25 protein-coding genes and 1 pseudogene are annotated in these 21,479 nt (G+C 70.9%); 18 read left to right on the top strand and 8 right to left on the bottom strand.

Annotated features, from left to right (window positions below; genetic code table 11):
• Positions 1-28: 28 nt before the first annotated feature.
• Complete coding sequence (locus tag ACFYTQ_RS24965) at positions 29-898, top strand: alpha/beta fold hydrolase (RefSeq protein WP_387365546.1); 870 nt, start codon at positions 29-31, stop codon at positions 896-898.
• A gap of 60 nt (positions 899-958) precedes the next feature.
• Positions 959-1,405, top strand: a complete 447-nt coding sequence (locus ACFYTQ_RS24960) for a nuclear transport factor 2 family protein (RefSeq protein ID WP_387365543.1) — start codon at positions 959-961, stop codon at positions 1,403-1,405.
• Positions 1,406-1,900: 495 nt separating this feature from the next.
• Here the strand turns inward: ACFYTQ_RS24960 and ACFYTQ_RS24955 are convergent.
• Positions 1,901-2,419 (bottom strand): annotated as a pseudogene (locus tag ACFYTQ_RS24955) (YbhB/YbcL family Raf kinase inhibitor-like protein); the annotation flags it as partial.
• Positions 2,420-2,499: 80 nt separating this feature from the next.
• Here ACFYTQ_RS24955 and ACFYTQ_RS24950 point away from each other — a divergent pair.
• The 3 genes from ACFYTQ_RS24950 to ACFYTQ_RS24940 all read left to right on the top strand — a co-directional run bounded on the left by ACFYTQ_RS24950 (position 2,500) and on the right by ACFYTQ_RS24940 (position 4,439).
• Entirely contained in the window at positions 2,500-3,162 is a 663-nt protein-coding gene (locus ACFYTQ_RS24950) for a GntR family transcriptional regulator (RefSeq protein ID WP_387365540.1), read from the top strand.
• Positions 3,163-3,288: 126 nt separating this feature from the next.
• Positions 3,289-4,200: an NADP-dependent oxidoreductase gene (locus ACFYTQ_RS24945; protein WP_387365537.1), complete on the top strand. Its 912-nt coding sequence runs from the start codon at positions 3,289-3,291 to the stop codon at positions 4,198-4,200.
• A 95-nt stretch (positions 4,201-4,295) separates the two neighbouring features.
• The gene (locus ACFYTQ_RS24940; RefSeq protein ID WP_387365534.1) at positions 4,296-4,439 is read left to right on the top strand and encodes a hypothetical protein; all 144 of its coding nucleotides are present in this window, start codon (positions 4,296-4,298) and stop codon (positions 4,437-4,439) included.
• Positions 4,440-4,477: 38 nt separating this feature from the next.
• On the opposite strand, the gene ACFYTQ_RS24935 is transcribed toward ACFYTQ_RS24940, so the two are convergent.
• A complete protein-coding gene (locus ACFYTQ_RS24935; protein WP_387365531.1) occupies positions 4,478-5,020 on the bottom strand; it encodes a YaeQ family protein in 543 nt (180 codons plus the stop codon).
• A gap of 91 nt (positions 5,021-5,111) precedes the next feature.
• On the opposite strand from ACFYTQ_RS24935, the gene ACFYTQ_RS24930 reads away from it, so the two are divergent.
• Together ACFYTQ_RS24930 and ACFYTQ_RS24925 are read left to right on the top strand one after the other, a co-directional pair.
• The gene (locus ACFYTQ_RS24930) at positions 5,112-5,960 is read left to right on the top strand and encodes an alpha/beta hydrolase family esterase (protein ID WP_387365528.1); all 849 of its coding nucleotides are present in this window, start codon (positions 5,112-5,114) and stop codon (positions 5,958-5,960) included.
• Positions 5,961-6,041: 81 nt separating this feature from the next.
• Positions 6,042-6,920, top strand: coding sequence for an RNA polymerase sigma-70 factor (locus ACFYTQ_RS24925; RefSeq protein WP_387365526.1), 879 nt, complete (start codon positions 6,042-6,044; stop codon positions 6,918-6,920).
• A 3-nt stretch (positions 6,921-6,923) separates the two neighbouring features.
• Here ACFYTQ_RS24925 and ACFYTQ_RS24920 read toward each other — a convergent pair whose 3' ends face one another.
• Entirely contained in the window at positions 6,924-7,988 is a 1,065-nt protein-coding gene (locus ACFYTQ_RS24920) for a DUF5685 family protein (protein WP_387365523.1), read from the bottom strand.
• Between the two features lie 100 nt (positions 7,989-8,088).
• Between ACFYTQ_RS24920 and ACFYTQ_RS24915 the strand changes: the two genes are divergently transcribed.
• From ACFYTQ_RS24915 to ACFYTQ_RS24900, 4 genes are read left to right on the top strand one after another with little or no spacing between them, the layout of a single operon-like run.
• On the top strand, positions 8,089-8,565 hold the full coding sequence (locus tag ACFYTQ_RS24915) for a hypothetical protein (RefSeq protein ID WP_387365520.1): 477 nt from the start codon (positions 8,089-8,091) through the stop codon (positions 8,563-8,565).
• Between the two features lie 7 nt (positions 8,566-8,572).
• Positions 8,573-9,187 (top strand): GNAT family N-acetyltransferase, encoded by a 615-nt coding sequence (locus ACFYTQ_RS24910; RefSeq protein ID WP_387365517.1) that lies wholly within the window; start codon positions 8,573-8,575, stop codon positions 9,185-9,187.
• Positions 9,184-9,768, top strand: coding sequence for a TetR/AcrR family transcriptional regulator (locus ACFYTQ_RS24905; RefSeq protein WP_387365514.1), 585 nt, complete (start codon positions 9,184-9,186; stop codon positions 9,766-9,768). Before ACFYTQ_RS24910 ends, ACFYTQ_RS24905 begins: the two co-directional genes overlap by 4 nt.
• A 44-nt stretch (positions 9,769-9,812) precedes the next feature.
• A complete protein-coding gene (locus ACFYTQ_RS24900) occupies positions 9,813-10,595 on the top strand; it encodes an SDR family NAD(P)-dependent oxidoreductase (protein ID WP_387365511.1) in 783 nt (260 codons plus the stop codon).
• 10 nt (positions 10,596-10,605) lie between these two features.
• Here the strand turns inward: ACFYTQ_RS24900 and ACFYTQ_RS24895 are convergent, their stop codons facing one another.
• The gene (locus ACFYTQ_RS24895) at positions 10,606-11,508 is read right to left on the bottom strand and encodes a DAPG hydrolase family protein (RefSeq protein WP_387365508.1); all 903 of its coding nucleotides are present in this window, start codon (positions 11,506-11,508) and stop codon (positions 10,606-10,608) included.
• Positions 11,509-11,587: 79 nt separating this feature from the next.
• Entirely contained in the window at positions 11,588-12,715 is a 1,128-nt protein-coding gene (locus ACFYTQ_RS24890; protein ID WP_387365505.1) for an FAD-dependent oxidoreductase, read from the bottom strand.
• A gap of 67 nt (positions 12,716-12,782) precedes the next feature.
• Here ACFYTQ_RS24890 and ACFYTQ_RS24885 point away from each other — a divergent pair, with 67 nt between their 5' ends.
• The gene (locus tag ACFYTQ_RS24885) at positions 12,783-13,472 is read left to right on the top strand and encodes a TetR/AcrR family transcriptional regulator (protein ID WP_387365502.1); all 690 of its coding nucleotides are present in this window, start codon (positions 12,783-12,785) and stop codon (positions 13,470-13,472) included.
• A 1-nt stretch (position 13,473) separates the two neighbouring features.
• Here ACFYTQ_RS24885 and ACFYTQ_RS24880 read toward each other — a convergent pair whose 3' ends face one another.
• Positions 13,474-14,400, bottom strand: coding sequence for a helix-turn-helix domain-containing protein (locus tag ACFYTQ_RS24880; RefSeq protein WP_387365499.1), 927 nt, complete (start codon positions 14,398-14,400; stop codon positions 13,474-13,476).
• Positions 14,401-14,501: 101 nt separating this feature from the next.
• On the opposite strand from ACFYTQ_RS24880, the gene ACFYTQ_RS24875 reads away from it, so the two are divergent.
• From ACFYTQ_RS24875 to ACFYTQ_RS24860, 4 genes are all read left to right on the top strand, one after another.
• Positions 14,502-14,897 (top strand): ectoine synthase, encoded by a 396-nt coding sequence (locus ACFYTQ_RS24875; RefSeq protein WP_387365496.1) that lies wholly within the window; start codon positions 14,502-14,504, stop codon positions 14,895-14,897.
• Positions 14,894-15,958, top strand: coding sequence for a threonine aldolase family protein (locus ACFYTQ_RS24870; protein ID WP_387365493.1), 1,065 nt, complete (start codon positions 14,894-14,896; stop codon positions 15,956-15,958). The genes ACFYTQ_RS24875 and ACFYTQ_RS24870 overlap by 4 nt, the downstream gene beginning before the upstream one ends.
• Before the next feature lie 31 nt (positions 15,959-15,989).
• Positions 15,990-16,616, top strand: coding sequence for an alpha-ketoglutarate-dependent dioxygenase AlkB (locus tag ACFYTQ_RS24865; RefSeq protein WP_387365490.1), 627 nt, complete (start codon positions 15,990-15,992; stop codon positions 16,614-16,616).
• A gap of 281 nt (positions 16,617-16,897) precedes the next feature.
• A complete protein-coding gene (locus tag ACFYTQ_RS24860; protein WP_387365487.1) occupies positions 16,898-17,611 on the top strand; it encodes an HD domain-containing protein in 714 nt (237 codons plus the stop codon).
• On the opposite strand, the gene ACFYTQ_RS24855 is transcribed toward ACFYTQ_RS24860, so the two are convergent.
• Positions 17,612-18,841, bottom strand: coding sequence for an FAD-dependent oxidoreductase (locus ACFYTQ_RS24855; protein WP_387365484.1), 1,230 nt, complete (start codon positions 18,839-18,841; stop codon positions 17,612-17,614). It abuts the gene before it with no gap.
• Positions 18,842-18,903: 62 nt separating this feature from the next.
• Positions 18,904-19,461: a DUF4334 domain-containing protein gene (locus ACFYTQ_RS24850; RefSeq protein WP_387365481.1), complete on the bottom strand. Its 558-nt coding sequence runs from the start codon at positions 19,459-19,461 to the stop codon at positions 18,904-18,906.
• A gap of 145 nt (positions 19,462-19,606) precedes the next feature.
• Between ACFYTQ_RS24850 and ACFYTQ_RS24845 the strand changes: the two genes are divergently transcribed.
• Together ACFYTQ_RS24845 and ACFYTQ_RS24840 are read left to right on the top strand one after the other, a co-directional pair.
• A complete protein-coding gene (locus ACFYTQ_RS24845) occupies positions 19,607-20,011 on the top strand; it encodes an SgcJ/EcaC family oxidoreductase (RefSeq protein ID WP_387366176.1) in 405 nt (134 codons plus the stop codon).
• Positions 20,012-20,337: 326 nt separating this feature from the next.
• A complete protein-coding gene (locus tag ACFYTQ_RS24840) occupies positions 20,338-21,477 on the top strand; it encodes a serpin family protein (protein ID WP_387365478.1) in 1,140 nt (379 codons plus the stop codon).
• The last annotated feature ends 2 nt before the right edge of the window (positions 21,478-21,479 follow it).

The following is a 21,479-nucleotide window of genomic DNA, read 5'->3' as shown; positions in this document are numbered from 1 at the left end:
GTAAATCCCTGTGTGACATGCTGGATGGGTGAGCAATGAGGCCGACTTCTCCGAACCGCGGCGACTGCGCTTCACCGGCCTGGGCGGCATCACCCTCGCGGGCGAGAGCTGGGGTCCCGAGGACGGGCCGCTGGCGGTGTTCCTGCACGGTGGCGGCCAGACCCGGCATTCGTGGAAGGAATCCGGCGCGGCCCTGGCCAAGGCCGGGATGCGGGCCGTGCTGCTGGACGCGCGCGGGCACGGCGAGAGCGACTGGGCGCCCGACGGCGACTACCGCCGCGAGGCCATGACCGCCGATCTGCTCGGCGTCCTCGCCGAGCTCGGCCGTCCCGCGATCGTGGTCGGCGCGAGCATGGGCGGGCTCACCGGGCTGCTGGCGACCGCGCGGCCGGGTCACGAGTTGATCGCCGGGCTGGTCCTCGTCGACGTCGTACCGCGTCCGGAGCACAAGGGCGTCGAACGCGTCCTGAACTTCCTCGGCGGCCATCCCGAGGGTTTCGCCACGCTCGACGAGGCCGCCGACGCGGTCGCCGAATACCTCCCGCACCGCAAACGCCCGCGCAGCACCGACGGCCTGCGCCGCAATCTCCGTCAGCGCGCGGACGGCCGCTGGTACTGGCATTGGGATCCGGCGATGATGTCGGGCCGGGGCGAGGACATCGAACTGCACACCGAGGTGCTCGAGGACGCCGCCCGTCGCCTGACCCTGCCGGTCCTGCTGGTGCGCGGCCGCCTCTCCGACGTGGTGAGCGAGCAGGGCGTGGCCGAGTTCCGAAAGCTGGTGCCGCACATGGAGTATGTCGAGATCACCGGCGCGGCCCACACCGCGGCCAGTGATGTCAACGACGCGTTCTCCGACGCCGTGGTCGATTTCGTGCGTGCTCACCTCGAGGGTTAGGGCACGACCGAACCGGCGTGACTGGAACCTGACGTCGGGTCATGGTGCACGGTCGGATTCATGGATACCGAATTCGAGGTCGGTCGCGTCTTCGACCGTTACTTCCGGGCACTGGACGAGAAGCGTTTCGACGCCGCGCATTTCGCGACCCTCTTCGCACCCGACGGGAGGATCGTGCGGCCGAACGACGCGGTCACCACGGGACCGGCCGCCATCGCGGCGAGTCACGCGCGGAGTTTCGCTCGGTTCGAGGCGACCCAGCACCTGGTCACCGGGCGTGATGTGACGATCGAGGGCGACGCGGCGGCGGTGTGGGCGAATATCGTGGCCATTCATCTGTGGCGGGACATACCCGCCGACGCGAGCATGCTCGATCGCTCGTTCACGGCGGGCGGGGTGATCACGGCGGCGGCGGTGCGGACCGCGGCGGGCTGGCGGCTCACCGAGGTCCGCAACCGAATCCTCTGGCGCACCGGGTTTTTCGGGGATATGGCGCGGATGCGGTGACGATCAGGCCGCGGCGCGGCGGCGGACCGTGCGCTCGAGAATGCCGAGCGTGGCCTTGAGCGCCGACTCGGGCACCACGGGAAAGGGGAAGCGCCGCTTCCATTTCTCCTCGACGCCGGACCAGTCGTAGTACGAGGTCACCAGTGTGCCGCCAGCGACGGGTTCGAGGCGGTAGCCGTAGACGTGCTCGAGTCGGAGCCGCCGCTCGCCGCGGCCCTCGACCGTCCAGGCGATCTCCCGGTTCGGGGTGAGCGTTCGGATGACGACCTCGACGTCGTATTTGCCGAGGGGCACATCGCCGAGCGCCTCGCGGTCCATGTGGACCACGAACCGGTCGCCGGGTCGGCGCACCCGCTCCCCCTCGGCGGCGAGCAGCATGCCCGAGGCGTCGATGTCGACGTGGCCCGCGGGGTCGGTGAGGATCGCGAAAATGTCCTCCGGCGCGGCGGGCACAAGCCGGGAAACCTCTGTGCGCTCGACCTTTTCGCGTAGCGGCGGGGTCTCGGCGGTGGCGATGAGGACCGCGCGGCCGAGCGTATGACCCGACATGGTGAAGCCGAGCAGCGCGGGCGTGGCATCGGCGGGGACGTCGAGGGTTTCGACGTCGAGGGCGTACACCACGACGAAGTAGCGGTGCGGCCCGTCCCCGGCGGGCGGGGCCGCGCCGATGAAACGAGCGAGGCGGGCGTCATTGGGCAGTTGGTAGGCGCCCGCGGGCAGGCCCGAGCCGGTGTCGTCGCCCGCGCCCTCGGGCAGTTCGGTGACGGTGGCCGGGATGTCGGCGACGGCCCAGTGCCAGAACCCCGAACCGGTCGGGGCGTCCGGATCGTAGACGGTGACGGCGTAGCTCTTGGTGCCCTCCGGCGCGTCCCGCCAACTCAGTTGCGGCGAAACGTCTTTGCCGCCGGGGACGCCGGAGGACCACTGCGCGGGCGGCCACGCGGCGCCGTCGGCGACGGTGGTGCTGGTGACGGTGAACGAGGCCGCCTCGGGCAGACGAGCGAGCGGATTCATGCGGGGCTTCCTTTCGAGCGGTACGAATCGACCATAACACCGATAATCGATTATTTACAGCATGATCTATGATGGCTCGTATGTCTTCCCCTCCCGCACCGGCCGCCCGGATGCTCTCCGAACAGGTCTACGCCCAGCTGCGGGAAGCCATCCTGCGCGGCGAGCACGCGCCCGGCGCGCCACTCAAACCGCAGGATCTGGCGAGCGCGCACGGGGTGAGCCTGGCCGTCGTGCGCGAGGCGCTGGTCCGACTGGTCGGCGACGGCCTCGCCGACCGGTTGCCCAATCGGGGTTTCGCGGTGCCCGCCTACTCCGATCGCCGCTGGCAGCAGATCGCGGAGGCACGTCGCACGATCGAACCGGCGATCCTGCGCATCTCCGTCGAACGCGGCGATCTGGACTGGGAGGCGCGCGTGCGCGCGGCCCATCACCGCCTGGCCCGCACGCCCGCCTTCGCCCCCGACGAGGGCGAGTACTACACCGCCGCCTGGTCCGAGGCCCATCGCGTCTTCCATCGCGCCCTGCTCGAGGGGTGCGGGAATCCGGCGCTGCTGGACACCTTCGACAGGCTCTGGACCGCAAGCGAATTGACGCGTCGCTGGTCCACCCAGCGCCATCCCGATCGCGACGGCGCGACCGAACACCGCCGCCTCGAGAAGCTCGCCTTGGCTCGCGACGCCGACGCGGCCGCCGCCACGCTGGCCCGCCACCTCACGCTGACCGCGACGGGCCTGACCGATTGAGTGGTCACCGCCACGCGCACCGACACGAGGAACTCGGCCTCGCCGACGGCTCGCCGTTCCCATGGAAAGCTGGGCGCGAACCTGAGACGACGGCGTCCCGCCGTTCATCCGATCGAGGAGCGCACAGTGCGAGCAGCTCGTTTCAGCCGGTTCGGGGGACCCGAGGTCCTCGAGATTGTCGATCTGCCCGAACCGCATCCCGGTCCCGGGGAGGTGCGAATCGCGGTGCGGGCGGCGGGAATCAACGCCAGTGACTGGAAGAAGCGCCGGGGCGAGCTGGACGAGGGGTTGCCGCAGGCCCTCGGATACGAGGCGGCGGGCGTCGTCGACGAGCTGGGTTCGGGGGTCACCGAGGTGGCCGTGGGGGATCGCGTGTTCGGTTTCACCGCGCACGAGGGCGCGCAGGCCGAGTCGGCCGTGCTGGCGCATTACGCGCCGATCCCCCGGTCGCTGGATTTCGCGCACGCCGCCGCGCTCCCGGCCGCCCTCGAAACGGCCACGCGCGCCCTCGATCAGCTCGGTGTCCGCGATGGCGGCACGCTGCTCGTCAACGGCGCGTCGGGCAGCGTCGGCAGCGCGGCCGTGCAACTCGCGGTGGCACGGGGCGCTCGCGTGATCGGCACGGCCGGTCCCGCCAATCACGACTATCTGCGCTCCCTCGGGGCCGATCCCGTCGCCTACGGTCCGGGTCTGGTCGAGCGCGTTCGGGCCTTGCGGCCCAACGGCATCGACCTCGCCCTCGATGTCGCCGGCAGCGGTGTCCTGCCCGAACTCATCGCCCTCACCGGCGACCCCGGCCGCGTCGTGACGCTCGCCGATTTCGCCGGGGCCCGCGCGCACGGCGTCACCTTCAGCCGCGGCGACGCCGGACGCGCCCTGCACGCCCTCGACGACATCGGCGAACTGCTCGAGACGGGCCGTTTCACCGTCCCCGACGTGCACACCTTCCCCCTCGCCGAGATCGCCGAGGCCCATCGGGTCGGCGAAAACGGCCGGGTGCGCGGCAAACTCGTCCTGGTGGTCGGGTTCGACCGCTGACCCAGCGTCGCCCCCGCACTGCCCTTCGCCGAACCCGTTGTGGCGCACGCGAACCCGTTCTCCGTACCCTGAGAACGAGTTCGAGGGGGTCCGGGGTGAAGCGCCTGCTGTTTCTCGTCATCGCGATCGTCGTGGGGGTGTCGACCTACGACTACGCCACGTCCGCCGGGCATTACGGGCTCGTGGTGGTCGCCGGGGTCGTCGCCGTGCTGGTACTGGCGAGCAAGATCGTCGAGTAGCGCCTCGGATCCGCGGCGACCTGGACCGAGCCCGGGCGTTACTCGAGCCGGTGTTCCTCGATCAGGGTGCTCAGGTCGACGCCGTTGAGTGTCAGGTAGAGCTGGCGTTCGGTCACCGAGACCGCGAGGGTGTTGCGGCGGTCCAGGGTCGCGGCAGCGTCGTCGACGAAGGCGCGGTCGAAGCCGTACAGCGGGATCTCCTCGGCGCGATGGATTCGCTTGCCGGACAGCTGGTTCAGGACCTTCGCCGGGTCACGATGGGTGTAGATCGCGACGCGTCCGGCGAGCTTGCTGCCCCGGTGAACGCGGTCGGCGTCGGGCGCGCCGATCTCGATCCACGCCGTGATCCGGCCGGTGAGATCGCGGACCAGCACGGCGGGTTCGTCGGTCGAGGAGACGCCGCCGTCGCTGAAGGCGATGCCCGGCTCGTATTCGAGGCAGTAGGCCAGCAGGCGCGTGACCATGAATTCGGCCGTCTCCGAGGGATGCCGGGCCAGCCGTACGTCCAACTCCTCGTAGACGCCGCGATCGACGTCGGCGAGGTGGACGCCGACGGTGTACAGGGTCGCGCCGAGGGCCATAGTCGCGGCAGCTTAGCCGAAACCATAATGACGAACACTATTGTTCGCTATTCTGGCCGCCTCGAAAGCATTTGGAAGGCAGGTGACTTCGTTGTCGAAGATCTCTCGCTGGGCGGCCGCCGCGTTCGGTGCGCTGGCCGCCGTGACACTGGTGACAGCGGCCCCGGCGGTCGCGGACGACGCCCCGGCGGCGTGTTCCACGACCTCGACCGGCGGAACCATTTCCCAGTCGGTCGACGGACGCCCGTATCTGTTGAATGTGCCCGCCGGACTGCCGAATCCGGCGCCGCTGCTCGTGGCGGTACACGGCGGACAGGACAATCCGGCGCACTTCGAGGGCGTGACGGGCTGGACGCCGTACGTCGCGCAGAAGAAGGCCATCGTGGCCTACCCGCGAGGAAGCAAGGACGACAACAACGGAAACTGGTCCTGGGACTTCGCTCACGGTTCCGACGACGTCCGGGTCCTGCGGGACATGGTGGCGAAGATCGAGGGACAGTTCTGCGTCGATCCGCACCGGATCTACTTCAGCGGCCACTCCAACGGCGGCCAGATGACCTCCCGAATGGCCTGTGACGCAACCGATCTCGTGGCCTCGGCGGCGGTGTACGCGGGCCCGGCCCCGACCCTGTCCGACGACGACTGCCCCGCCTCTCGCCCGATCTCCTTCGGCGTCATGCTGGCCGACGACGATCCGCTCGTCTGGCAGGTCGTCGCCGAACAGCATCGCGACCTGTGGCGGCGCAAGGACAGCTGCGGCACGTCACACACCGAGACGGGCCCGGAGGTCCTCACCGGCACCCGCTACGACTGCGCCGCGGGCACCCAGGTGGTGTACCGGCTCTACGACAACGGCGGGCACCTCTGGCCCGGCGGCGCCCGGGGCGCCGATGTGCGCGATCGAATGTGGAGCCTGTTCACGGCCAGTCCACGCCCCTGAGTGCTGACGCGGCCGGCGGTTGTCACAGAATCGGGGCGGGCGGCATCTGATGGGAAACCGCCCGACCCCGAAGGGACTCCCATGCCGGACCCGGCCACCGACGCCTTCGTCGCCCACCGCAATCTGCTGTTCACCGTCGCCTACGAGATGCTCGGCTCGGCCGCCGACGCCGAGGACGCGTTGCAGGAGACGTGGTTGCGCTGGTCCGCGGTCGACCTGGACGGGATCCGGGACCAGCGCGCCTACCTCGTGCGCATGGTCACCCGGCAGGCGTTGATGCGGGTGCGGTCGCTGGGGCGGCGCAAGGAGTCGTATGTCGGTTCGTGGCTGCCCGAACCGTTGCTCACCGCGCCCGATGTGGCCGAGGACGTCGAACTCGCCGAGAGCGTGTCGATGGCGATGCTGCTCGTCCTGGAGACCCTCGCGCCGACCGAGCGCGCGGTGTTCGTGCTGCGCGAGGTCTTCGACCTGGGCTACGACGAGATCGCGGACGCGGTCGACAAGACACCGGCGGCGGTCCGCCAGATCGCGCACCGCGCCCGCGCCCATGTGGCGGCGCGCCGCCCCCGCGGCGAGATCTCCCCCGCCGAGACCCGGCACGCCCTCGCCGCCTTCCAGCGCGCGGTGGAAACCGGTGAGCTGCAAGGACTTCTGGACATCCTGGCGCCCGACGTCGTCCTGATCGGCGACGGCGGCGGGATCGCGCAGGCGGTGCTCGACCCGATCGTCGGCGCGGACGCGGTCGCTCGCGTCCTGGGCCCCGGACTGCACCACATCGATGCCGCCTCGCTGCGGCCCGCGCAGGTCAACGGGTATCCGGCGCTGATCCTGTGGCGCGACGGCGAGGTCGATACGGTGCTGGCCCTGCGCGTGGAGGAGGGGCTGATCACCGGGTTCTACTCGGTCCGCAATCCGGAGAAGCTGTCGCGGCTGCGGCAGGAGACGGCGTTGCGGCGCTGATCGTCAGTTGTCGCAGCAGCCCTCTCCGCAGCAGCAACAGCAGTCCTCGCCGCAGTCGCAGCATTCGCAGCAGATCATGCCCTCGCAGAAGGGGATACAGAATCCGCCGCGCCGGGGCGGTCGGCCGTAGCCGTACCCGTAGGGCGGCGGCGGATAGCCGTAACCCGGTGGCGGATAGTCGTATCCGGGCGGGGGACGGCGGCGGCGCCAGCGGCCGCTCGGCGGGGCGAAGGTGCGCTGGACGGAGTGCCGCAGCTCGTGGATCAGCAGGGCGCGCACGAGACGATCGTCGGTGAAATCGGCCTCGGCCAGGGCGAGTTCGATACCGAGCAGGGCGTCCGCGCAGAGCCGGTGCGCCTCGTCCACGCCGGAACCGGTGGCGGCCAACGGATTCCATTTGCCCCGGGCGAGATCGTCGGCCAGGTCCTCCACCGCGTCGAGGAGATGCGCCGTGCGACCGAACAATCGGCCCGCCTCGGTGAGCGCGTCGACATTGCGCGGGCGTCCGGCGAGGATCGCCGTATGCCCGAACGCCGCGGCGGTGGCGGCCTCGGTCGGTTCGGTCACTTCCAGTAGGGCGGTGCCCGGCCCGGCGGCGGCCTCGACGGCGATCTGCCGATCCACCGCCCGCAACAGCACGGCCGTGTCGAAGCCCAGCGCCGCGCCGCTCTCGGTGCCCTGCCGCGCCCACCGATCCGCGATACGCCGTGCGGCGGGGCGCAATCCGGTGGTCCCGGCCCACCCGTCGCCGTCGTCGGCGTGATCGCGGACCTTGGCCGCGGCCAGTACCAGCGACACCGTCGCCGCGAGCCGGACGCAGTCGCCGGTGGCCACGTCCGCGCGCCGCATGCCGCGCAGCGGGCACGGACCGGCGGCCCGGCGACTCGTGCCCGGCGACTGGGCCTCCACGAGCGCGGAGATCACCAGCCCGTCGTAGTTGGTCGCCACCCGGGCGGCCTGACCGTGACCGTCGCGCAGGGCCAGACACAGCCCACACAGCTGGGCCAGCCACGCGCGACCCAACTCCTCGCCCAGTCGATGCCGACACGGGCGGATGATGCCGAACATCCCTCGACGGTAACCCGGTCGCGCGAACGCCGCGCCGAGATCGGCCGCGCGGATACGAAATTGGGTGGCAAACCGGAAATTCGCCCGTCACCCTGATGGAATGGAATGTCTGGGAATCGATTTCGGCCGCGTGATCCAGGGGGCGCCCGGCCCCGACGGCACGGCCGACACCGTCTTCCTCGGCGCGAGCCTCGCCGAGGCGATCGAATCACCCGCCACGCCGGGCGCATTCGAGGTGCTCCCGGATCTGATCGCCCGGTTCGAGGGGCGCGCGTGGATCATCTCCAAATGCGGTGAGAACACCGAACGCAAGACCCGGGCCTGGCTGGACCATCACGCGTTCTACGACCGCACCGGCCTGCCGCGCGGCCACGTCCGATTCTGCCGCCAGCGCGCCGACAAGGCGGTCGTCTGCGCCGAGCTGGGCATCACGCACATGATCGACGATCGGCTCGACGTGCACCGCGCGCTGCACGACGTCGTCCCGCACCGCTACCTGTTCGGGCCGCAGGAGGAGATCCCGGACTGGGTGGTGCACACGCCCGACTGGGACGCCGTCGCGGCCTTGGTACGGTGAGCTGATCGTGGACCTCCCGGTGCCCTCCGCGCTCGCACCCGGAGTCGCGCCGCCCGCCCGAATCGAGGTGGGCGAGTTGCTGCTTCGCGCTTGGCGGCCGGAGGATCTGGTGCCCCGCTTCGAGGCCGTCGCCGACTCGTTCGACCACCTGCATCCGTGGATGGACTGGCTCGCCGAGCCGACCACACTGAATCGGCAACGCGAGTGGGATCGCGCCCGGGGACACGGCTGGCCGAGTGACGACCGCGGCTTCCATTACGGCGTCTTCGCACCCGACGGTCTCCTGCTCGGCGCGATGAGCCTGCACGATCGGCTCGGCCCGCCCGCGATGGAGATCGGCTACTGGTGCCGGGCCGGGCACACCGGCCGCGGCGTGATCACCCGCCGCGCCGACGCCCTGACCCGGATCGCACTGTCACTGCCCGGCATCGAGCGCGTCGAAATCCATTGCGACGCCGCCAATCTGCGCAGCGCCGCGGTCCCCCGACGGCTCGGCTACGAACTCGATCGCGTCGAACCGCGGCCACGACGCGCTCCGGCGGAGTCCGGTCGCGGCATGTGCTGGGTCAAGCGGCGAACCCTTGGACCGCCCGGTCCAGAGGGCGGTACCGTCGAGGGGTGAGACTCACCGCCAAGGGGCAGGCCACCCGGCAGCGCATCGTGGAGGGGGCCGCGCTGCATCTGCGCGGGGACGATCCGGGCAATGTGACACTGGACGACATCCGGGCCATCAGCGGGACCAGCAAGGGGCAGATCTTCCACTACTTCCCGGGCGGCAAGGAGGAACTCCTCGTCGCGGTCGCGCGGTACGAGGCGGAGCGCGTGCTCGACGATCAGCGGCCGCATCTCGACGCGCTGACCACGTGGGCGGCGTGGGAACGCTGGCGGGACGCGGTGGTCGCGCGCTATCGGGCGCAGGGCAGGAACTGCCCGCTGGGCGCGCTCCTGCAGCAGGCCGCCGCCACGCCGGGCGCGGCGGCGATCGTCACCACGCTGCTCGCGCAATGGCACGCACGGATCCGGGACGGGATCGCAGGAATGCAGGCCGCCGGACTCGTCCGCCCGGAACTCGCGGCCGATCGGGTCGCGACGACCTTTCTCGCGGGCATCCAGGGCGGGGTGCAGATGCTGCGCACGACCGGTGACGCGACCTATCTGGAGACGACGATGGACACCCTCATCGAGTATCTGCGCGGGGTCTGAGTTTGGACTTGCCGGTCCAAAAATCCGCTCGTACCTTCGCCGGTATGACACGACTTTCCGGTAGGACCGCCCTCGTCACGGGGTCCACGAGCAATATCGGCCGCGCGATCGCGACGGCCCTGGCCCGCGAGGGAGCGCACGTCGTCGTCTCCGGGCGCGACGACGGCCGGGGCGAGGCCGTGGTCGCCGCGATCCGCGCCGAGGGCGGCCGGGCCGACTACGTGCGCGCCGAGCTGGACGGCGGTTCCGCGGCGAGCCGGGCCCTCGCGTCGGCGGCACGCGATCGGCTCGGCGGCCGCATCGACATCCTGGTCAACAACGCCGGGATCTATCCGCCCTCGGCGACGCTCACCGACGACGACGAGATCGTGGACCGGCTCTACGCCGTGAACGTCAAGGCCCCGTACTTCCTCACCCAGGCGGTGCTTCCCGACATGATCGAGGCCGGCGGCGGCGTGATCATCAATCTCGGTTCCTGGGTGACGCGGCTCGGGCTGCCCGTGGGAGCGCTGTACGCCTCGACCAAGGGGGCGCTGGAGACCCTCACCCGATCCTGGTCCGCGGAGTTCGGGCCGAAAGGCGTTCGGGTGAACGCCATTTCGCCGGGCGTCATCCTCGCCGCCGATTCGACCGTCGCGCACCCCTCGGTCGAGACGCTGATGCACGGCACCCCCGCGGGGAGTGCGGGCGCCCCGGAGGCGATCGCCGCGGCGGCGGTCTACCTCGCCTCCGACGACGCGGCCTTCGTCCACGGGTCCGTCCTCGACGTGGACGGTGGCCGGACCGGGGTGGCGGTGATCGCCGACGCGACGGCGGTCGGCTCCTGACGGGCGCGGTTCAGGAGCCGAACTCCTCGTACAGCTCGGGTAGGAAGCCCGCGAGGTGGTTCATCTCCTGGCCGCAGTGCAGCATGAGGTCGCGGGCGAGGTCGAGGCCGGGCAGCAGGTCCGCGGGGTCGGCCGCGGGTCCGCGCTGCACGGCCCGCGCGGCGTGCAGCGGATCGAGCGGGTGTGTTCCATAGAGGCGGAGGTAGAAGCGGCTGCGCATTTCGCAGCCATCGGCGACCGGCCGTACCTGATGGGCCAGCCACCCCAGATCGACGGGTGCGATCGCGCTGCCGACGCGGCCGAGGATCACCGTGTGCTCGTCGGGAACCGTGAAGCCGTGGGCGACGGGGTCGCGGAAGGCGATGGCGAGCTGTTGCAGTTTCGGGCCGATGTACTCGTCGACGTAGGAGATGTTGCCGATGTACTTCGCCCGATCCGGCAGCGGCGCGCCGACCCGATCGGCGGCCACCTCGGCGTACAGGTGCGCGTCCGGATGCCACAGTTTGTAGCGGGCGGACTCGACGAGATGCCAGCCGAACCACCAATCCCACATGGCCGCGGACACGCGCGGCATCTCCGTGCGCACCGCCACCCAGACGACACCGGTTTCGGTTGCGCCGTAACCGGTTTCGACGGCCGAGTAGCCGCCCGGGGCGAGGTCGGTGACGAGGTCGGCGAAGGGCGGTATCGAGGCGGCGGGCGTGGGCGCGGCGCGGTAGGCGTCGGCGACGGCGGGTTGCGGGGGCGCGGTGTGCTCGGCCAGGTACCGCGCGTAGGGGCGGGTCCGGTCCCGCGGTGAATAGCCGGGATAGCGGAGGTCGTCGTCGGGTTCGTCGGCGTGCGCGAGTCCGGTGGCCGCGACGAATGCGCTTGCGGCACTTGCCCCCAACGCCAGCGCGCGACGACGGTTCACCCTCGATTGCCTCGGCACCGGCCGAGGCTAACCCGCTGCCGCCACCGGTGCGGTGCGGGCCGGACGGGCCTGGGACATCTCACAACGGCGCGGCGGTGAACAGGTCGATGAGCCCGTACGGCGCGCGTTCCCCCAGGCACAGATCCAGGATCTCGTGCGCGTCGGCGTAGAACGCGGCGCCGCGTTCGAACATCGCCTTCTCGTAGACACCGAGCGCCGCCTCCAGGTCGCCGGGGTGCGCGGCGATGGCCTCGCCGAGTTCGGCGCCGTCGAGCATCGCCAGATTCGCGCCGTCGCCCGAGGGCGGCATGAGGTGCGCGGCGTCGCCGAGCAGGGTCACCCCCGGCACCGGATCCCACCGATGCCCGTCGGGCAGGGTGTGGATCATGCGCGCGACCGGAGCGGTGTCGGCGTCGGTGATGAGCGCGGTGAGTTCCGGTGCCCAGCCGTCGAATTCGGCCGCGACGCGGGCCGTCGCGGCGACGGGATCGGTGAAGTCGATCGCCGCGACCCACTCGGCCGAACGATTCAGCTCGACGTAGGTGTGCAGCACCCCGCCCGCCTCGCGATGCGCGGCGATGCCCTGTCCCGGCGTGGCCGCGTACATCGCGCCCGAGCCGACCGCGGCAGCCGACGCGGGATGGCGTTCGTCCGCGTCGTGGAGGTAGGTCTCCACGAACGTCGTGCCGATGTACTCCGGCCGGGCGTCGGACAGCAGCGGCCGGATCCTCGACCACGCGCCGTCGGCCCCGACCAAAAGATCGGCGATCGCCGTCGACCCGTTCGCGAAGCTCAGCTCGTGGCGGCCGTCGCCGAGGGACCGCACCGCGGTGACCTTGTGACCCCAGCGCACGGTGCCCTCGGGCAGCGCGTCGAGCAGGATCCGGCGCAGGTCGCCGCGCAGCACCTCCGGACGGCGGCCCGAGCCGTCGTCGGGAAGGTCGAGCAGCACCGTGCCGTCCGGGCCGAGGACGCGCGACGCCTCGGCGCCCCGGTGGATGATCGCGTGGAATTCGTCGGTGAGACCGGCGGCGGCGAGCGCGCGCTGCCCGTCCTCCTCGTGGATGTCGAGCTGACCGCCCTGTGTCCGGGCCGCCGCGGACGCGTCGGCCTCGTAGACGGTCGCCGCGATGCCGTGGACGTGCAGAACGCGCGCGAGGGTGAGGCCGCCCAGGCCCGCACCGACGATCGAAATGGTTGTCGTCATGGTCTTCTCCCTTCGTTGGAACGCCGTTCCAGCATCCAGCTTGGAACAACGTTCCAGACATGTCAAGATGGGTGTCGTGGCAACCGGGAAGCAGCGGAGCGAGCGGCGCGCGGACGCGCTGTCGAAGGAGCGGATCGTCGAGACCGCGATCGAGATCCTCGACACCGAGGGCGAGAACGCCCTCACCTTCCGCGCGCTCGCCGCCCGGCTGGCCACCGGGGCGGGCGCGATCTACTGGCACGTCGCGAACAAGAACGACCTGCTCACCGCGGCGACCGAGGCGGTGGTGGCCCGCGCGCTGACCGAGGGCGACGACGCGGCCGAGCCCCGGCAGGCCATCCGGGACATCGCCCTGGGCGTGTTCGACGCCATCGACGCCCATCCGTGGGTGGGGACCCAGCTCACCCGCGAGCCGTGGCAGGCCGCCATGCTCTCGATCTTCGAGGGCCTCGGCGGTCGCCTCCCGGCCCTCGGCGTTCCCGAACCCGCGCAGTTCGACGCGGCCTCGGCGCTGTTGAACTACGTCCTCGGCGTCGCCGGGCAGAACGCGGCGAACGCGCGCGAGCACGCGCGGGCGACCGACCGGCGCGCCTTCCTCGGGGCCGTCGCCGCGCGCTGGTCCGCGCTCGATCCGCGGCGGTATCCGTTCCTGAACCGGGCGGCCGAGCGGCTGCCCGACCACGACGACCGCGAACAGTTCCTCGCGGGCATCGATCTGATTCTCGCCGGGATCGAAACCCTCGGCGGGCCAGCCTGATTCACGCCGAAGCGCGGAAGCCGCGGCGATACGCCGAGGGCGAGCAGCGCATGGCCCGGGTGAAGTGGTGCCGGAACGTCACCGGGCTCGCGAAGCCGACGGCCGCGGCGACCTCCTCGATCGACATCGTGCCGCGTTCGAGCGGCGGCAGGCTGGCCCGGACGCGTTGCGCGACGACCCACCGCATCGGGGTGGTTCCGGTTCGCCGCTGGAACTGCCGAAGGAACGTCCGGCGCGCGAGATGGGCCCGAGCGGCCATGTCCCCCACCGTGATCGGTTCGGCCAGATGATCCAGCGCCCAGGCCATGGCCCGCGCGACCCAGTCGTCGTCGGATTCGGGCACGGCGGTCGGCACGAGCTGGGCCTGCTCGCCCGCGCGATGCGGCGGAACCAGCAGGTGCCGGGCAATCGTGTTCGCGACCCGCGCGCCGCGGTCCCTGCGCACCAGGTGCAGGCACAGGTCGAGCCCGGCGGCATTGCCCGCGCCGGTGAGGATGTCGCCCTCGTCCACGTACAGCACATCGGGGCACACCCGGATGTTCGGATGGCGGCGGCGCAGCAGCTCGGTGTACTGCCAGTGCGTCGTCGCCGCCCGGCCGTCGAGCAGTCCGGCGGCGGCCAGCGCGAAGACGCCCGAACAGATCGAGACGATTCGCGCCCCGCGGGCGCGCGCCGCGCGCAGCGCCGCCACGAGGTGGGACGGTATCGCGCCGCCCGGATCCGGTACCCCGACGACGATCACGGTGTCGGCCCCGGCGAACAGCTCGTCCTCGTCGAGCGAACAGATCCGCAGTTCGTACCACGGCCCCTCGACATCGGGACGGGTCACACCGAATACCTCGACCACAGAACCGAATTCGAACGGCGCCATCCCGTCGAAGGCGAGGACGGAGACCGTGTGCCGCCCGTCGGAGGTTCCCTCACGCATGGCACAATCTTAGCGATAGGGGGCGTTACTGCCACTCCCGGTCGGTCGGGCGACGAGCCATGATCTTGGTATCGGAAGGAAACATCGAGGAGAGGTATTCCATGATCGTGCGCTCACTGCGAGAGACCGTCGGCACCGAACGCGAAGTGCGAGGACCGGATTGGATCAGCCGCCGCCTGATCCTCGCCCGGGAGAAGGCGGGCTTCTCCGTGAACGACACCCTCGTGCGCGCGGGGGCCGAGCTGAAGATGTGGTACGCCAACCACGTCGAGGCCGTCTACGTCCTCGAGGGCACCGGCGAGGTCGTCGACGACGAGACCGGGCAGCGGCATCCGCTCGAACCCGGCGTGCTGTATCTGCTCGACGGGCACGAGCACCACACCCTGCGGACCCATACCGCGTTCCGGGCGCTGTGCGTCTTCGATCCGCCGCTCACCGGCCGCGAAACCCACGACGAGAACGGCACTTTCCCGCTCCTGCCGGAAGAGGACGCATGACCGGCACCCAGGGCGAACCGCGAAGCGGATTCGTCAGTGACAACAACGCTCCCGTCCACCCGGACATCATGACGGCGCTGATCGCCGCCAACGAGGGCCACGAACCCGCCTACGGCGCGGACCGCCACACGGCCCGGTTGCGCGAGGTGATCAAGACGCGTTTCGGGGAGCGCGCCGAGGTCTATCCGGTCTTCAACGGCAGCGGCGCGAATGTCATTGGGCTGCAAGCGATGTGCGATCGCTGGAGCGCGGTGATCTGTCCCGCGTCCGCGCACGTCAACCTGGACGAGGGCGGCGCGCCCGAGAAGGTGGCCGGGCTCAAGCTGATCGCGGTCCCGACCGCAGACGGCAAGCTCACCCCGGAACTGATCGAGCCTTACGCGCGCGGCTTCGGGGTGCAGCATCACGCGCAGCCGAAGGTCGTCTCCCTCACCCAGACAACCGAACTCGGCACCCGCTACACCCCGGGCGAGATCGCGGCGATCGCCGCCTTCGCCCACGAACGCGGCATGCTGCTGCACATCGACGGCGCGCGCCTGGCCAACGCGGCCGCGGCCCTGGACCTGCCGCCGCGCGCGTTCACCACCGACGTCGGGGTGGACGTGCTGTCGCTGGGCGGCACCAAGAACGGCCTCATGTTCGGCGAGGCCATCGTGGTGCTGAATCCCGACGCGGTCCGCGGGGTGTCCTACCTCCGCAAGTCCGCCCTGCAACTGGCGTCGAAGATGCGGTACCTCTCGGCCCAATTCGTCGCGCTGCTCGAGGGCGACCTGTGGTTGCGCAACGCGCGCCACGCCAACGCCATGGCGGCCCGCCTGGCCGCGGCCGTCGCCGACGTCCCCGGCGTCGAGATCCCGCGACCGGTGCAGGCCAACGCCGTCTTCGCCGTCCTGCCCCCAGCGGTCATCGAACGACTCCTTCGCCGCTACCAGTTCGCCGTCTGGGACGAACGCGTCGGCGAGGTCCGCTGGATGTGCTCGTTCGACACCACCGAGGCCGAGGTGGACGCCTTCGCCGCGACGGTTCGCGACGAGATGTCCGCCCATGCCGGGGTAGCTTGAACATATGTTCGAAGAACCGTAGATTCGAGGCATGTCGATACCGTTACAGGGATCGCTGTTCGACGACGCCGAGGACGCGGCGCTCGGGTCGCTATGCGGAGTGCGCCGAGACAGGTTGAGCGACGGGGCCTGGGTGGATGTGCTGCCCGGCTGGCTCGGCGGGGCCGACGCGGTGTTCCAGCGGCTGGTCACCGGGGTGCCGTGGCGCGCGGATCGGCGGCAGATGTACGACCGCATGGTGGATGTGCCGCGGCTGCTGCGGTTCTACGGCGCGGACGAACCGTTGCCCGATCCCATCCTGGACCAGGCGCGCGCCGCGTTGACCGACCACTACCGCGCCGAACTCGGCGAACCGTTCCGCACCGCGGGCCTGTGCTACTACCGCGACGGCAACGACAGCGTCGCCTGGCACGGCGACACCATCGGCCGCGGGGCGACCACCGACACCATGGTCGCGATCGTCTCGGTCGGCGCGGCCCGCACCCTCGCGCTGCGCCCGCGCGGCGGCGGGGCGAGCCTCCGCTACCAGGTCGGCCACGGCGACCTCCTCGTCATGGGCGGCTCCTGCCAACGCACCTGGGAACACGCGGTCCCCAAGTCCCGCCGCCCGGTCGGCCCGCGCATCAGCATCCAGTTCCGGCCGCTCGACGTCCGGTGACTCGCCCACGGATTCGGCGCTCCGAGCCCCGCTCGTCGCCCGATGAACGGGCCACGAGATATTCGTCCCGAGGGCCACTCGTCGTTCAATGAACCGGCCACGAGATATTCGCCTCGAGCGCCGGTCGTCATCCGATGAATTGCCCACGAGATATTCGTCTCGGGCACCGCTCGTCGTCCGATGAGCCGCCCACGAGATATTCGCCCCGAGGGCCACTCCTCATCCGGTGAACCACCCACGAGGTGTTCGCTCCCGGCAGGCCCCCGGTTAGATTGGGCGGTATGAGCACAGTAGGGGCGGGGCTTCTGGCCGTGATGCCGTTACACACCATCAGTGAGGTGCACGGCGAGAGCGGTTTACGGCAGCGGCTGGAACTGGAGACCGAGAAACTGGCCGAACCGGAGCGGGTCGGCGCGGCCCTGGACCTGGCGTCACGGCTGCACGCGGCGGACCGCTACGGCCGCGAACCGTACGTGAATCATCTACTGCGCGTGGCGATCCGGATCGTCAGCCACTACGAGGTGCACGACACCGAGCTGGCGATCGCGGGCCTGCTGCACGACGCGGTCGAGGACCATGCCGCCGACCTCGCGGGCGAACGACCCGGCACGCCGACCGAGGCGGCGCTGGCCGAACTCGAAAACCGGTTCGGCCCCCGGGTCGCGGATATCGTTGCCGCCGTGACCAATCCACCCCGCGAACCGGGCGTGGACCGGCAGGAACAGTACCGCGAGCACGTCGCCGCCAGCCTGGACCGCAACCCCTGGGCGCGGGTGGTGAAGATCTCCGACTTCACCGACAACGGCGTCGGCATCGTCTACGCCACCGGCGGCGTGCAGCACCACCTGGCCACCAAATACCGTCCACTGACCGATGTCTACCGCGAATTGGTCACCCGCCCCGACACCCCCCTCGCCGACCACGTCAAACAGCACATCCTCGACCAGCTCGACCGCGCCGACCAACGATTCGACGCGATCCTCGACGAGGAGTAGTCAGGGCCGCCGCGCGAAGTCGGGGGCGTGCTCGGGTAGCGCACCCCGCGCGACCAGGAACGGCGGCACATCGCGCACGATCGGCACGCGCCGGAAGACGCGCAGCGGCAACGGGGTTCGCGTCCGATTGGAGACGTTCAACCGTCCCGCCACCGCCGGGCCGATCACCACCCGATGCAGGACACGCTGCATGGTCTGCGTGATCACGGTCGGCACGATCCGGCGACGCTGCACCCGCGCCAGATCCGCGACCGTCACATGTCCGGACCGCAAGCGCGGCACCAGGATTCGCGCGGCGGCCACCGCGTCCTGCACCGCCAGATTGATGCCGACCCCACCGACCGGCGACATGGCGTGCGCGGCGTCGCCGAGGCACAGCAACCCGTCGGTGTACCAGCGGTCGAGACGGTCGAGGCGCACCTCGAGCAGCTTCACGTGCTGCCAGTCGGGCACCGCGTCGATCCGATCCGCCAGCCACGCCACGCTGTCGGCCATGGCCCGCATGATCTCGGTGACCGGCCCCTGCCGCAGCGCCGGATCGCTGCCCTTCGCGATGAGCGTCGCGCACTGCCAGTAGTCGCCGCGGTCGAGCATGATCGCGACCCGGTCGGCGGTCAGCACCGGAACCGCGCCCGCGGGATCGGTGTCGTGGCGCGGGATGCGGAACCACCACACGTCGAACGGGGTCGCCCAGCGGCGTGAGCCCAGCCCGGCCGCGTCCCGCAGCACCGAACCGCGGCCGTCGCAGGCGAGGGTCAGCGCGGCCCGGATCTCGCCCGCCCCACCGTCTTTCGTGCGGTAGCGGACCCCGACGATCCGGCCGCCCTCGCGCAGCGGATCGATGGCCTCGGTGTTCATCCGCAACCGGAAGCTCGGTTCCCGGTCGGCGGCGCGGGCCAGCAGATCGAGCAGATCCCATTGCGGGACCATGGCGATGTACTTGTGCGGGCCGGGCAGGCGGTCGAATGTCGCGACCGTGGTCATGCCGCCGCGCAGCGGCAACTGCACACCCCGCAGACGGCGTTGCGGCAGTTTCGCGAACTCCTCCCCCAGACCCAGTTCGTCGAGCAGGTCGAGGGTGGTGGGATGCACTGTGTCGCCGCGGAAGTCGCGCAGGAAGTCACCGTGCTTCTCGAGAACGGTGACGTCCACCCCGGCGCGGGCCGCCAGCAGAGCGAAGACGATCCCGGCGGGGCCGCCCCCGGCGACCAGACAGGTCGTGCGTTCCATCGGGACATCCCTTCGGTCGCGACGCGCTGTCCCGATGGTAGTTCACGCGGAGGCCCGCTCGCTCAGACGCTTTCGCGGCGCAGGATGAAGAAGTACGGCTCCGGCATTCCGCGCAGATCCATCACGCCCAGCAGGGTCTGATCGTCCACCAGCCGGAAGATGTCGATGATCGGCAGATGGTCGTAGATCATTGCGGCGCTGATCTTTCCGCGGAACTCCACATTACGCAGCCGGGCCCGTGACGGGCGGGTGCGCAGCAGCGGGCGCAGGATCGGCAGCAGGGCGCGGGCGGCACGCACCCCGGACAGCGGAATGCGACCGGCCAGCGCGAGCGGCACCCGGCGGGGATCGACCGCGAACACGGCGGCGTCCCGCCCGGCGAACAGCAACGGCTGCACGGCGTCGGGGCTGTCGAACTGCTTTCCGTACCAACCGGATTCGATGAGGACCCCGGCGAACGGGTGCCCGGTGTCGAGCTCGTCGCCGCGCCAGCGGCCGGTGGTGATCTCGTCGACCCGGACCGCGGGCAGGGAGTCGAACAGTTCCCACGCCTCCTCGGGCGTGCAGCCCTCATCCTGCAACTCGCGTAAGCGCGCGGCGGGCGTCTCGACGCTGGCCATCCGTCCTCCTCCACGTAGCGACCGAATGACAAAGATCCTCTCACGATATCTCACTGGTTCCGCGGCACCGGCCGACGTGACCCAGGCCACGCCGCCCGGCCCTGGACCTCGAGCGCGGTTCAGGAACGACCATGGTGTCGTGACCATGGAAGACACCGACGACATCGCCGAGATCCGCGCTCTCATCGGGCGTGTCGAGGCAGGCTTCAACACCAACGACGCCGACCTCATGAGCGGCGATTTCACCGCCGACGCCACGGCCGTCAACGCCGTCGGGACCCTGATCCGCGGCCGCGAGGCCCTGCTCGAGGCCAGCCGCGCCGGCCTGGCCGGATTCCTGAAGGACGAATACGTCCGCTACGACCTCGTCGACGTCACCTTCCTGCGCCCCGATATCGCCGTGGCGCACAAGCACGCCCGAGCCACCACCGCCGACGGCACCCTCATCGACCGAGAGCCCGCCATGATCGCGCTCTACGTCCTGGTCAAGGAGAACGGCCGGTGGCGCACCGCCGCCCGGCAGAACACCCCGATCCCCCGGCCTTCATGACGGCCGGGCCGACGGGCACCCACGCGCCCGCCGGTGCCCCCGCTGCGCCCACGTACACCCGGCAGCGGGGGCATTTCCTTCCGGTATCCGTGTCCCTCATGGTTACTGGGCGCTCAAGGATTCGACGTCCCCCACGGTTACCGGGCGCTCGAGAATTCGACGGTCCCCACAATACCCGGGCATTCGGGGATTCGACGCCCCCACAGTTACCTGGCACTCGGGGACTCGACGGCCCTTACGATTCCCTGGCACTCGGGGATTCGAGGCGTCCCGGTACTGGTCCGTGCGCGGCGGCCCTCCGCACGGTTCGGGCTACCCTGGGCGTTGTGCAGACCAGTCTCCTGCCTCATGTGGCCGCCGCCAACGCATTGACCGAGCGGTGGTGCGCGGCCGCCGGTAGCGACGACTTCGTCCTGTCGGGGTGCGGGGTGTGGCCCTTGCTGGGGGTGCTGGCGGGGGCGGCGAACGAACCCGCGCGCGCCGAATTGGCCGCCGCCGTGGGGCTTTCCGACGCCGAGGCGCACGAGGCGGCCCTGCGCCTGCTGGCGGAGCTGGACGGGGCCGAGACCATCGCGGGGGCGCTCGGGGTCTGGGTGCGCGAGGACGTGGAGCTGCGGGAGCGCTGGGCGCGCTCGTTGCCGGACGGGACCGTCGAGAAGCTCACCGACCAGGCCGCGCTCGACGGGTGGGCCGACCAGCACACGGGCGGACTCATCCGGCGGTTCCCGCTCGACATCACGCCCGAGACGCTGCTCGTGCTCGCGACCGCGATCGTGGCGCGCACCGCGTGGCGCGACACCTTCGACGAGGATGTGCTCGAGCCGCAGGACGGCCCCTGGCAGGGACATCGCGGCCCGGCGCTGGCGCGCAATTCCCATCAGCTGGACGATGTTTCGCTCCTGACGGCGGCGACGCCGGTGACCCGCGTGGTGGTCCGCGGCATCGGCGATCTCGATGTGCACCTGCTGACCGGCCACGGCGAACCCGCCGAAGTCCTCGGCGCGGGGCTCGGGGCGCTGGACGGCTCGGTGGCGGTACGCACCGACTTGCCGGTCGGCACCGAAGGACCCGGCCTGCGCGTCCGCGACACCCGGGCGGTGTTCGACACTCTGCGAATCCAGCTGCCGCCGTTCGAGATTCGCTCCAGCCACAGCCTGCTCGCGCACGCCGAGCTGTTCGGGCTGCGCACGGCCGCCGACGGCAGCGCCCAGCGTTTCCCCGAGATCTCGCAGACGCCGCTGTATGTCGCCGAGGCCGCCCAGAACGCGCTCGCCCGCTTCACCCGGGAAGGTTTCGAGGCCGCCGCCGTGACCGCGGTGACACTGGCCCGGGCGGCGGCGCTGCATCGCCCCCGCCCCGCCCTCGAGATCTCGGTGACCTTCGATCGACCGTTCGGATTCCTGGCCGTGCACCGGCCCACGGGACTGGTGATCGTGGCCGGGTGGGTGGCCCGGCCGCCCGCCTGAGC

The sequence above is a fragment of the Nocardia sp. NPDC004068 genome, from assembly GCF_042874315.1.
GTDB lineage: Bacteria > Actinomycetota > Actinomycetes > Mycobacteriales > Mycobacteriaceae > Nocardia.
The sequence above is the reverse complement of the archived record's forward strand: the minus strand, read 5'-3'. Positions and strand labels throughout refer to the sequence as shown.